We start from the raw sequence: 11575 nt of genomic DNA on the forward strand, positions 1-11575 counted from the left end.
AATATAGGAGCCATGAAGATGATTAGTGATACAGAATTGGACGCCCTGCGTCTGTCAGGTGAGAAAGTTAGAGTCGTACGGGACGAGCTGGAATCGAACGACGTGAAGGGCATTGTGGTTGCCTGGGATGGCGAGCAGGTACTTATCCGTCGTCAGAATCGACGTGTCGTTAAGCTGGACCGAGGTTACAGCTATCAGCTGTTCAGCGAGCCGCGCCAGAGTCCACTTAGTGAGTAACAGCTGATAATTATGGCAGGGCCATGAGCTTTAAATGTTTGGAATTACCATGATTTCTTGGCATAATTGGCTCACTCGGGAGAGAAGATAGGTACAGTGAGGAAGATCTGTAACTATAGCCGAGAGGGTGTGCTACAAGCCATGACATTGATGAATGATAAAGTTCATGCCTACAAGGATCAGATTGGAGCATTAAGCGATGTGCTGCCAGGTGTGGTGAAGTCGTATCATGAGTTTACCGGAGAATGTTTCCAACCTGGTGTGATTGATGCGAAGACAAAACAGCTAATTGCGCTTGGCATTGGATTATTCGCCAACAATGAGGTATGTACCTTCTACCATGTAGAAGAAGCCCGTGCTAAGGGCGCAACAGATCAGGAGATTATGGAGACCGTAGCCGTGGCTGGAGCTGTTGGTGGAGGACATGCCCTGTCTCAGGGTGCGATGCGAGTGCAGAAGGCTCTGCATTAGTAAGCAATGCAACATACATTTTTAAGTGCAAAAAAGGCATCCGGTTAATAACCGATGCCTTTTTGTATGTGAATCACATTTTACCTAACATTTTATCATACATAAACTGTCCAGTTACCCGACGTGCTGTTACATAACGATCATTGAAGTATGGATTCGATAACTTCGTGATGCTTACACCTTTACTGCTGGAGGCATGAGCGAATTGTCCGCCGCCGATATATACACCTGTATGTGAAATGCCTTTGCCTGTTGTATTAAAGAACACCAGATCACCTGTCCGAACATTGCTCTTGGATACGGGAGTACCTGCTTTGGCTTGCTGCTGCGAAGTACGTGGTAATTCAATGCTGTATTTGTTGAAAAGATATCTCATAAAACCAGAACAGTCGAAGCCGGCTACAGTTGTGCCACCCCATTTGTAAGGAATACCTGTCATGTTGTTCACTACGGAGTTGATACTGCTTGCCTCTGTGCTTGTTGCCCCGGATGTAAATAATACAGCTGCTCCAAAAATGGAGATAATCAGTTTTTTCAAAATCAATGTTCTCCCTTCGATGTCTACGGAGTTAGCTAAGGGTTCGGTAGAAGGTTCCCTATATTTCCTATGTATAAGAATAATTCACCCAAATTGGTTCCCCCGTTTTCAAACATGAAACTCGGCAATGAATAATTAAGTTTTTGTAACTATTTGAAACTATATTGCATAAATGCGTAATTGTCAAACCCATTTAAACCCTTTCTTAATACCTCAATGTTAGCGGAATTAAGGTTTTTATATGAAAAAAGGGATCGAGTTTGGGTATCATTCATGACAAAAACGTCATTATTGATTCGTGTAAGACGAATTTGGATAAATAGATAGGTTTGTCATGAGTTAAAAGAACTATTCCGTTATGTAGAATTAGAGAGATTATATTCATTAAGTTGCATATATTGACAAAAATCGATTTTTTGCATATTATCTGATTATCCAATCCACATATTGGATTAAAATTGATTTTATTATGCGATAAATACAAATAAAGGAGGTTTAGAGACGCGTATCATAGGTAAAGTAGAAGTGGAAGATTTATAAAAACGAACATAGGAGAGTGTTACATTTGAAAGCGAAGAAAATAATTACTTTTGTCCTGGCATGTACGATGGTGTTCTCAGCAGTTGGAATGGCAGTTCTCCCTGTAGGGACGGTATCTGCTGCAGATGCGTCGGGTACTACAGCGAGTATTTCTGATATTTTGAAGAACCAGCTGCCGGATGGAGGTTGGAGAAAAGATTATAAACAGACAAGTGGAGAGTGGGCAAAGTCCACGATAGACAACAAGGCTACATACTCAGAAATTAGAAGATTGGCGAAGGAATTTAAAAAGACGAATGATCCGCGTTACTCCACAGCTGCAATCAAAGGAATTAACTTTTTGATCAACATGCAGTATTCAAACGGCGGGTGGCCACAAGTTTACCAAAGCTCCGGATACCACAAGCACATCACTTACAATGATGATGCCATGATTAATGTAATGATCATGCTGGATGAAGTAGCGGCACGCAAAGGTGATTTCTCATTTATCGACAGTACACTTGCTAACCGCAGTAAAAATTCAGTTGCCAAAGGTGTGGAGGCGATTCTGAATACACAGGTCGTTTCAGGTGGTAAGCTGACAGCATGGGGACAACAACATGATTCCAGCTCTCTTAAACCAGCGAGCGCAAGAATCTACGAAGTGCCATCGCTGACAGCTGGAGAGAGTGTAACGATTGTTAAATTTCTGAAAACCAGACCTGCTAACGCTAAAATTACCGCATCCATTAAAGGAGCGGAGGCTTGGTTTAACAAAGTGAAAATTACGGGTTACAAGTATGAAAGAGCTAATGGAGATAGTAAAATTATCGCTGATTCCAAAGCTGCACCAATTTGGGCACGCTTCTATGAGATCGGAACGGATAAACCAATCTTTATTGGTCGTGACGGGGTAGTTAAATACAAATTAAGTGATATTGATAAAGAAAGAAGAGGCGGTTATGCATGGTATGGCAACTGGCCTTCCAAGCTGTAATTTGTAGTATGCTTCCGTATTAATGAACCAAACTATTAGCAACAGTTAAAGGTAAGGCCCGAATCGACATGGACGTCTGATTCGGGCTTTATTGTTATTATTTTCAGTGTTGACATGATAGATTACGCATGATATATTATTTCTTGTCGCCGATATTGATGACGGAGATACAATATGCGGTCGTGGCGGAATTGGCAGACGCGCACGGTTCAGGTCCGTGTGGGCTAACCCCCGTGGAGGTTCGAGTCCTCTCGACCGCATCTAATAAAAAGACTCCTTAAGCTAATGCTTAAGGAGTCTTTTTTGCATTTTTTTGATATAACACTAACACTAGATTTAGTATCCAAGAGGTTAGTGCTTAGCTGCACGTACAGCAAATGTCTTCCATCAGCCATACGGAACGTTTATTGTGCTGCGGTAACATTAACGCTGTCAATATTCGGTCCTTCCGATCCGGTGGTAACCACTTTCAATGTATTGGTCCCCGTGTTCATGGGGACCTGTATTGTTTTTTCAACCCAAGTGGACCAGCTTCCCGTAGCCGGAAAGGGCTCGTTGCTGATGACTTTGGTTCCGTTCACAAAAATGTCGAGGTTCCGAGTGCCGCTTTCCAGCGCATAACGAAACTTTACGTTTTTGGTACCTGTTGTCGTGTTATTAATGCCGTTCCATTGAATGGCCGAACCAGTCATCGCATTGAAGTTAACATACCCGGACCCAGTGTAACCGGTGTAGATTGTTTCAATGGCAGCTTCCGTAAGTGACGTTCCGGTCTCGGCTTCATACGTAGTGCCATTGCCTGTATTCCCGCCGCTATTTCCGCCAGTAACGTTGGCAACAAACGTTGTTACGCTCTGAGGCGGGAGCTGTGCCGTGAAGGCTCCATTGGATACGTTAAGCGAGGTTCCGCTTGCCAGATTTCGACTGCTGTCCGTAATCCATGAGGACACAGTAGAGGCATTACCATTCTGCAGAACGAATTTTTGGCTTGTGGCTGAAGTTCCACGGTTAATTGCCACGACGACTACTTTGTTATCACCTTTATAGGCTGAGACAAATGTGTTTGTATCCGGATTTTTCGTTGCATCGACTCTTAGGAAGCCTGGACGCACGAATTTAGAGAAATGAGCCATATTATACCCGCGTTTGCTTATGGTACCGTCCTCTTTCATCGGACCATACTGTCTGCGGATGTACCACCACACGTAGGCTTGGAAATCACCTTCTACCATGGCATTGTGCATGTGATAGGAAACGTCTAATGCTTCAGGCCAGCGGTCTGCTGAGTTGTTGTCACTGTTTGGAACATACACCTCAGTCATCCACAGTTCTTTACCGGCTCCTTTTTGCTTAAAGAGAGGGTAGGCAAAATTCGAAATCTGGGTTCCATACGTATGTGCTCCCAGAATGTCCATGTTGGCAAGTGCCTGCGGATCATTCAGGATTGGGTCGGATATGTTCTTTAAGTACTGGAAGGATTCAGGCGCCATGACTTTGGTACCTTGAATTGACCCGGCATTTTCTTTCATGAATCGAAGGATCTCTTGTGGAGTCCACCAAGTCCAGTCATGAGCATAATCCGGTTCGTTTTGCACAGAAATGGCATATAGATCTACGCCGTTATTTTTCATGTAGGTTACAAAGTCGTTCAGATGTTGCGCATATGCGGTATATTTGTCGTATTTCAGACGTTTGGCATTTGTGTCCCCATTGCGGTTAAATGTTTCAACCATGCTGCTTGGAGGATTCCATGGGGATGCAAATACAATAGCACCCTTTTCGATAGCCCGTTTGGCTGTGGCAACTTCACGATACCAGTTATTGGAATCTGGATCAACGTAGATTCTGAGAATTGAGAAACCTAACTGATTCTGATCATTACCAAAAGCAGTTTCACGTTGAGCGGGAGTCAGATCACCAATCCAGGCAGGAAGGTTAATGCCCCCAAAGCCCTTGATTAGCTGTTTTTCCGAGGACAAATTAATGTTGGCATCGCTGGCTGCTGACACATTTGTCGGGGTTAACATCAAAGGCAGGGCTGTTAAACAGGCCAAAAGAACATTAATCGTCTTTTTTAGTTTGAATTTCACTACTTTCATCCTCCTCGATAATAGTAAGTTACATAGAGAAACCGCAACCAGGAATAACAAACAAGAATAGCGGATTGTCTGGCATTTATTTTATGTAAACCCTTTCAAAACCTCCTTCCATAAATCATAGGATAGAAATGAAGCATAGAACCTCTTTCATTTGTTGATTCTACTAAAAAATTCCTAAACTGAAAACCTGACAAATTACAGTATTTTTCCTAATTAATCTCTATTTTCCAACTGTTCAATGACAGTTATTGTCTGAATGCTAAGGAGAAAACTGGAATGATGGAGATCTTCACTTGAGATAGAGGTCTTCAATGGCGGGGATATGATCATTAAGGAAGGCTTTGGCTTACATAATCCTCCCTTCATTATCAAACAATGAGATCACAGAAGTTACGGGGAGGGAATCATGATGAAGGTACAGAGAAAGATTTATCGATTCATTGCAGGTATCATGGCATTTTTGATTGTGATTTACGCAGGCATATCGGCAGGAGGGCCTACAGCGGCAGCTTCAGAGTCCACATCGAATCACAAACGGTTAGCGATTATCATCGATGATGTTGGTAATGACATGAAGGGTACGGCAGAGATCCTGGCGATGCCAGTTAAACTAACGGTAGCGGTCATGCCTTTTTTGCCAACAACGAAGAAAGATGCGATGGCTGCACATGAAAAGGGGATGGATGTGATTGTGCACATGCCCATGGAACCCAAGAAAGGACGACCTGAATGGCTGGGCCCGGGTGCAATCACATCCAATCTAACAGATGAAGAAGTCCGCTCACGTGTGGAGAAAGCGATTGATGATGTGCCCCACGCCATTGGCATGAACAATCATATGGGTTCCAAAATTACTTCAGACAAACGCATCATGTCCATTGTGCTCGATGTATGCAAGGAGCGGGGCCTCTTCTTTGTAGACAGTCGTACGAACTTTCGCTCCGTGGTGGGGGAACTGGCCATATCCAAAAACATGCCACCTGTAGGTAATGACATTTTCTTGGATGATCAAAACTCCAAGCAACACATTCGCAAGCAACTTGATCTGGCTGCTCAGCGTGCGATCGACAAGGATATCTGTGTTGTCATTGGTCATGTCGGTCATTCGGGGATGAACACATCCGCAGTAATTCGTGAATCCGTCTCCCGTCTGCAAAATCAGGTCCAATTTGTAGGGATTGGTGATCTGGTTCGAGATGTGTGGCAATGGCAGTCTGCTCCTACACTACCGACAGATAATAAATAATGCCATTGGCAATGGACTGGGCGATTCGTTTTTGCTCAGCGGGGTCATTCATTCTGGCTCGATCTGCCGCATTGCTCAAAAATCCGGTTTCGACGATGACGGCAGGTTGCTTCACGTAATTCAATATATAAAAGGGCTTGCCCCATACAACCCCGTGCTCCGTTTCGTACAACTTGTTCATGGCATCCTGAATGGATTGGGCCAGCAAATAACTCCTGCCTTCTTTCTGGTGCAGTACCACCGGGCCGTGTGCTGTCGATCGGGGACTCCAGTTCGCATGAATGCTGACCACGATATCTGTACTTACTTCTTCGCTAAGGCTTTTACGTTGGGCAAGATCTCTGGTATGACGGGAGCGGCTGTTCAGCCAGCGGTTCTCATCACTAAGTGCATAATCACCAAGTCGATTGATGATAACGGCATAACCTTTGCTGCGAAGCAGGAGATAGACCTTTTGGCTAATGGCCAGGTTGATATCTTTTTCCAGCACACCTTGGGCTGACGTACCACCGTCAATACCCCCATGGCCTACGTCGAGCAGGATAACGGGTGCTGCAAAGGCATGATGACTTGAGCGATAAGCATCTCCATCGGTCACTGGCAGCATGGATGGACTGTTCTGGGACGGGGCTGCTTTTCCATGCGCGACATGGTGGGGCAGGATGGGAAGACAATGGAAGCTAATGAGCAAGGCCACCGAAGCGGTCAGCAGCTTATACATGGGAATACACACTCCTTCATGAAATAGGTACCGGATGCAGATTAAAGACTGTATGGATACCTTTGGCATTAGACTGTGCATTTTGAGGGTTTTCATACTCCTTTCAATAAAAAAATGTTTAACCATTGCACATCCTGCACACAATAGAACTATCGTAAGCTCCGTGAAAGTGCAGGAGCGAAGGAGGCAGAGGTTATGGCCAAAAGTGATGAGTTGGTAAAATACATTACGCAACGTGTAGTGCATTATATCGATACGCCGAAGGATGAGCGGAAAGGTCGCACCAAAAGGAAAGAGCCGTGGGCGATGAAGTGGTTTGGTATGATCCCTTTCGCTGTATCCCTGTGGGTGGGGAAAAAGGAAAAAGAATTCGATACACAGTCTCATAAACGAAGTTCTTCGGGCAAAGGGTGACTATCGCTTACCTATTTCACTAATAGTAAACCAAAAGACGCAATCCCTTAATAAAATGGGAAGGCGTCTTATTTGTTGTTTTACAAATTATCTGACTGTGTCTTAAGAATTTGCTGATGATCAAGGATTTACGAGGTAAAAATGGCCATCTTGCTGCAATGTGCTCAAAGGGACAAAGCGTTGAATGGATGATTTTCCACCTAGCGCTACATATAGAATGGACTCTGCTTCCTGATCTGCATGCCATAGCTGATAACCGCTAACGGGTAGAGGACCACCGTATACGGCGTTACGATCACCCGCTGAGAAAACAATCTCTTGATTCTCCCCGTGTTGTATCACATCTTGTGCCCGGTCGGCAGCAACAGGTTTGGAGGTAAGCCACAACAGATTGTCAGCCGGATTGAAGACGGGTCGGAGATGAAGTGGGTCGACTGATAAAGATGGCGTTGTGGATAAATCAGTTATGCTGACAGAGGTCTGTTTGGAATAAGCCTCCAGCAGGTTCAGAAACTCTGACGGTAGTACATCTCCGTTGGTAGCATCAATATAAAGTGCAGGATGATTAGGTTGCTCCACTTTCCAATAAGCCAGCAGGGGAAGAGCATAACCAAGATGAAGCTCTCCTCCTCCAGCAAGTAATACCTCAAGGTTCACATGTTGTCGATCCAAGGTTTGTCCAAGAAGTTCATTGTTGTATGGTGACTGTTCTCCATGACCATATTCACTAAGCATCAACTGACCCTGCTCTGTGGCCGTAATAATCATATATCCGATCGGTTTGCCTTCAAACTCAGCTTGTACGAGCCAGCTATGTAAACCCGGCCCCAGAGGGTAGAAGTCCAGGTCGGCGTTCTTCCAATGCACTTCGCCGTTAGCTGTACCAAGTGTAACAGCTTGTTGCTCTGCAAACCGTTGCACAGCAGCGGGAGCTAGCTTTTCATTCTGAATGGCATGATGTTTGGGACTATACTCAATTGATGATGCGGGGGATAGCGAAGACGTTTTTTGTTCCTCTGCATTGGCTATCGACCAAAAAGAGAACAGGGCAAGACAACTGAGCAAGCCCAAGGTTATACAGGTTGTTTTCCGAGCGTTGTTCCAACACGTATGAAAGAATCGTTTCAAATTTACACCTACTTTTCATTTATCCGTTACCTGAGCGGGTCCTAGTTTCATTCTAGGGGACAGGCTATGCAAAGGTTGCTGCAACCTGTCGGGCGGCTGATCATGAATAAACACTACTTTTGCCAGCATTTGCAGGAAAAGTAGTGTCTTCGTCTATCTTAAGTGAAACATGCCGCTGCTAATGGCAGTCACTTTCACTTTGGGTTCATATTGCCAGATCATCTCGGTCCGGCGTGTCTCATACTGCAGTTTCATAGCTTCGCGATCGATTACCGCCTGTTTTGCTTTCTCTTCTTCGGCATCTGTCTCGGAGTCGATCGGTACTGCGGCCTCTGCCGCCAGTTCTACATCTGCTCCAATGGGTTTAGCGTTAGTTATATCCACAACTTTTATCAGTGGTGCAGGTGGCGTGCGGTCAGAATGGACATTCTCATTCTCCGTGTCTGAGGTTATGTTACCTGGTAATTCTACCTCAGGCGTATCTTCCCGGAGTACCGCCTCATAGTAGGTGTCCAACACGTCCAGCTCCAGATCAAGCCGCTCTTGGGCTTTCTCTGCCCAGCTATAATCGAGTTCCAGCAAGCGGTTCGTCAAATGAGATTCCAGAGCAGCTCCGGCATCAAATAACGAAACTTTAGCTGTCTGTACATGCATGTTCTCCGCAAGCCTCGGACTAAGATCTCGTCGGTTCAGCTTGGTGCCGAATTTTTCTATAATTTCACCCGAGCGAAGGGAAATGCCGAGAAAATGCAATTCCTCCCGTTTCAAATCACAGGCGAATTCCACCTTGAAACAGACACCAAGCCAAGGCTCATATACGGCTGGCGCTGTAGCCCGCAATTGCCGTTTGGCAGCCTGTTCGAACAGGTTCACGAAGGCACCGCCCTCACGGGCAGCGCCGAAAATCTGCTGGAGTCTGCGACTGCCATACACCACTTCTTCACGCAATATTCGTCCTGGCCCCAGCTGTGGCAGCGATGGCGTAATACCGAAGTAACGGCCTAGAATAGTTTCTTTTGGTGGATCGCCTTGAGGACTACCGTTGGTTACGCCATTCGTTCCATCAGGGTTAGGAACAGCAGGAGGTGATGCTTGCGCAACTGTGGCTTCTGCTGCTTCAATGGCCTGCTGATAACTGTCAGGATCAAATATAAATGTAAAGGACATTGTCTCAGCGGGTGCTCCGGTTCGTTCCACGAACCCCCAATAATAGGGGCGATTGGTCAACGCTTTGTCCGCCTCAGGCGAGAGTTTGACTGTAACATGGGCAGGGGAACGCTCCATAATCTGACAATCCAGTGCTTCCAGATAGGTGAGAACATAAGCCTGCACTTCATGGGGAGACATGGTCATGAGTTAGCTACCTCCTTTACGAAGATCTAACAACCCGGATACGGCAGGCCCTTCATCTGAAACCTCACGTTGAATAGAGTTCAGCGATTGTCCAAGTGAATCCATTTTTCGGCGAATATCTTCATCAGTTTGTGATTCCAGCATGATCTTGTACAAACTTTTCTCAATAGACTCCTTCTTCTCCAGCCGTTCCAGAATGACATCCAGCCCGCCGATCACCATCTCAAACATATTGATCTTCTCATGCAGCAGATTCAGAATATGTTCCTCAATGGTTCCAGTCGTGGATAAATTGAAGATGTTCACGTCATTTTGCTGTCCCAGCCGGTGTACCCGACCGATCCGCTGCTCTACCCGCATAGGGTTCCAAGGCAGATCAAAGTTGATCATATGATGGCAAAATTGCAAATTGATGCCCTCACCACCTGCTTCGGTTGCAATCATGGCCTGCACACGCCCGCGGAAGAGATCCATCATCCAGTCTTTTTTGCCTCGATTCATGCCACCCCGATAGGGTACTGCCGTAAGCCCATTGTTGCGGAAATAGTTTAGCAGATACTCCTGCGTGGCCCGGTATTCAGTGAAGATAATTACTTTTTCATTCATGTTCCGAACCAGTTCCATCGTTTTCTCCGCTTTGGTATTCTCCTTGATCGCTTTAATATGGGCAACGAGTTCCCAAATCTTGTCCCGAAGGGGAGAGTCCAGCGGAAGTTTCTTCGACAGATTAACCAGCGTCACGAATACAGCATCCCGACTGCTGCACACTTCACGCTGCAATGTAACAAGGGAGAGCATGCTGCTCAGGTTGCCGCCAGCTTCCTGGTACTGGTCTTTAACAAAGGAAGTCACGCCATCATAAAGCGCTTGTTCTTCGGGCGATAGTTGCAGATTCACGTTGGAGACATTCCGTTTGGTAAATTGAACAGGGCCTTCGCCGCGGCGGTTACGAATCATGACTTTGGATAACTCGTTCTTAAGCTGTTCCTGATTTTTCGGAACCCGTTTGTCTACAACAAAGTTGGCCGCAAAGTCACCCTGACGACCCAGTTGACCGGGCTTCAGCAGGTTGATCAGATTGAACAATTCACTCATATCGTTCTGCACAGGTGTAGCTGTGAGCAGCAGACAATACTTTTTGCGCAATTTGAGCATGAATTGATAGTTGGTTGTTTTCTTGTTTTTGAGTTTATGAGCCTCGTCAATAATAATCATGTCGTAGTCGGTATTCAGCAGCATATCTTTATGCGGGTCACGTTTGGCTGTATCCATGGAAGCAACAACCACTTCATTCTGCCAGGAATAGGCCTTTTTCTGGGCAATAGCAGGGATGCCAAATTTTGAATTCAACTCCCGTACCCATTGCAGTACAAGAGAGGCTGGCACGAGAATGAGTACCTTGGATACGAGACCCCGAACCATATATTCTTTCAGAATGAGACCGGCTTCAATGGTTTTGCCAAGACCCACCTCATCGGCGAGAATGGCCCGGCCTGACATTTCAAATAATACTCTGCGTGCAGTGTCCATCTGGTGAGGGAGTGGAGTGAGACCTTGTAGATGCTTGAGACATTGGATCTCGTCAAAATTGGGAATCAGGTTGGTCTCTTCGGCTTGAATGCCGAGTTGGAAGAGTCGATAATCCCCCCAAGGACCTCCTTTATCCAGTCGTGATTCCAATTGATTAATCCAGGTCCGATCAAATTCCAACGGAACGGGTAGCTCGGCTACAGGTTGATTCATGTGGTGCGGGTTTTTCCGGTTCATGGTGTTTCCTCCCCTGCCATACGTGATGACGTTTTATTCGTAGGTAATAGTATGGACGAATGAGAGTCAGTTCATAACTATA

The 11575-nt window shown here is 45.6% G+C and carries 11 protein-coding genes, 1 tRNA gene and 1 riboswitch; of the genes, 6 read left to right on the forward strand and 6 right to left on the reverse strand.

Annotation, left to right across the window (positions count from 1 at the left end; genetic code table 11):
• Positions 1–18 precede the first annotated feature (18 nt).
• Both MKY95_RS11345 and MKY95_RS11350 read left to right on the forward strand, forming a co-directional pair.
• A complete protein-coding gene (locus MKY95_RS11345; protein WP_036609613.1) occupies positions 19–237 on the forward strand; it encodes a hypothetical protein in 219 nt (72 codons plus the stop codon).
• Between the two features lie 141 nt (positions 238–378).
• Entirely contained in the window at positions 379–708 is a 330-nt protein-coding gene (locus MKY95_RS11350) for a carboxymuconolactone decarboxylase family protein (RefSeq protein WP_017689352.1), read from the forward strand.
• 73 nt (positions 709–781) lie between these two features.
• Here MKY95_RS11350 and MKY95_RS11355 read toward each other — a convergent pair whose 3' ends face one another.
• Positions 782–1246 carry a C40 family peptidase gene (locus tag MKY95_RS11355; protein WP_036609611.1) on the reverse strand — a complete coding sequence of 155 codons (465 nt, stop codon included), beginning with the start codon at positions 1244–1246 and terminating at the stop codon, positions 782–784.
• 5 nt (positions 1247–1251) lie between these two features.
• A riboswitch (cyclic di-AMP (ydaO/yuaA leader) is annotated at positions 1252–1383 on the reverse strand.
• 419 nt (positions 1384–1802) lie between these two features.
• On the opposite strand from MKY95_RS11355, the gene pelA reads away from it, so the two are divergent.
• Positions 1803–2765 carry a pectate lyase gene (pelA, locus tag MKY95_RS11360; RefSeq protein WP_036609609.1) on the forward strand — a complete coding sequence of 321 codons (963 nt, stop codon included), beginning with the start codon at positions 1803–1805 and terminating at the stop codon, positions 2763–2765.
• A gap of 176 nt (positions 2766–2941) precedes the next feature.
• Positions 2942–3025 (forward strand) — tRNA-Leu (locus MKY95_RS11365).
• A 144-nt stretch (positions 3026–3169) separates the two neighbouring features.
• On the opposite strand, the gene MKY95_RS11370 is transcribed toward MKY95_RS11365, so the two are convergent.
• Positions 3170–4855 (reverse strand): carbohydrate-binding protein, encoded by a 1686-nt coding sequence (locus tag MKY95_RS11370; RefSeq protein WP_339198756.1) that lies wholly within the window; start codon positions 4853–4855, stop codon positions 3170–3172.
• 415 nt (positions 4856–5270) lie between these two features.
• Between MKY95_RS11370 and MKY95_RS11375 the strand changes: the two genes are divergently transcribed.
• Positions 5271–6110 (forward strand): divergent polysaccharide deacetylase family protein, encoded by an 840-nt coding sequence (locus MKY95_RS11375; protein ID WP_101313410.1) that lies wholly within the window; start codon positions 5271–5273, stop codon positions 6108–6110.
• Here MKY95_RS11375 and MKY95_RS11380 read toward each other — a convergent pair.
• Positions 6085–6831, reverse strand: a complete 747-nt coding sequence (locus MKY95_RS11380; RefSeq protein ID WP_036609607.1) for an N-acetylmuramoyl-L-alanine amidase — start codon at positions 6829–6831, stop codon at positions 6085–6087. The two genes, MKY95_RS11375 and MKY95_RS11380, sit on opposite strands and share 26 nt — an antisense overlap.
• Before the next feature lie 195 nt (positions 6832–7026).
• Here MKY95_RS11380 and MKY95_RS11385 point away from each other — a divergent pair, with 195 nt between their 5' ends.
• The gene (locus MKY95_RS11385) at positions 7027–7245 is read left to right on the forward strand and encodes a YqzE family protein (RefSeq protein WP_036609606.1); all 219 of its coding nucleotides are present in this window, start codon (positions 7027–7029) and stop codon (positions 7243–7245) included.
• A 120-nt stretch (positions 7246–7365) separates the two neighbouring features.
• Here the strand turns inward: MKY95_RS11385 and MKY95_RS11390 are convergent, their stop codons facing one another.
• The 3 genes from MKY95_RS11390 to MKY95_RS11400 form a co-directional block, all read right to left on the reverse strand.
• Positions 7366–8316 (reverse strand): hypothetical protein, encoded by a 951-nt coding sequence (locus MKY95_RS11390; RefSeq protein WP_339198762.1) that lies wholly within the window; start codon positions 8314–8316, stop codon positions 7366–7368.
• Between the two features lie 210 nt (positions 8317–8526).
• Positions 8527–9726 carry a YqhG family protein gene (locus MKY95_RS11395; protein ID WP_339198765.1) on the reverse strand — a complete coding sequence of 400 codons (1200 nt, stop codon included), beginning with the start codon at positions 9724–9726 and terminating at the stop codon, positions 8527–8529.
• A gap of 3 nt (positions 9727–9729) precedes the next feature.
• Positions 9730–11493, reverse strand: a complete 1764-nt coding sequence (locus MKY95_RS11400) for an SNF2-related protein (protein WP_051447131.1) — start codon at positions 11491–11493, stop codon at positions 9730–9732.
• Positions 11494–11575 lie beyond the last annotated feature (82 nt).

It is taken from the genome of Paenibacillus sp. FSL P4-0176, assembly GCF_037975265.1.
In the GTDB taxonomy this organism is placed as follows: Bacteria; Bacillota; Bacilli; order Paenibacillales; family Paenibacillaceae; genus Paenibacillus; species Paenibacillus amylolyticus.

What these genes read in the sequence shown, in the direction of transcription:
- MKY95_RS11345 (WP_036609613.1), top strand. Translation starts at nt 19, where the DNA reads ATGATTAGTGATACAGAATTGGACGCCCTGCGTCTGTCAGGTGAGAAA.
- MKY95_RS11350 (WP_017689352.1), top strand. Translation starts at nt 379, where the DNA reads ATGACATTGATGAATGATAAAGTTCATGCCTACAAGGATCAGATTGGA.
- MKY95_RS11375 (WP_101313410.1), top strand. Translation starts at nt 5,271, where the DNA reads ATGATGAAGGTACAGAGAAAGATTTATCGATTCATTGCAGGTATCATG.
- MKY95_RS11380 (WP_036609607.1), bottom strand. Translation starts at nt 6,831, where the DNA reads ATGTATAAGCTGCTGACCGCTTCGGTGGCCTTGCTCATTAGCTTCCAT.
- MKY95_RS11385 (WP_036609606.1), top strand. Translation starts at nt 7,027, where the DNA reads ATGGCCAAAAGTGATGAGTTGGTAAAATACATTACGCAACGTGTAGTG.
- MKY95_RS11395 (WP_339198765.1), bottom strand. Translation starts at nt 9,726, where the DNA reads ATGACCATGTCTCCCCATGAAGTGCAGGCTTATGTTCTCACCTATCTG.
- MKY95_RS11400 (WP_051447131.1), bottom strand. Translation starts at nt 11,493, where the DNA reads ATGAACCGGAAAAACCCGCACCACATGAATCAACCTGTAGCCGAGCTA.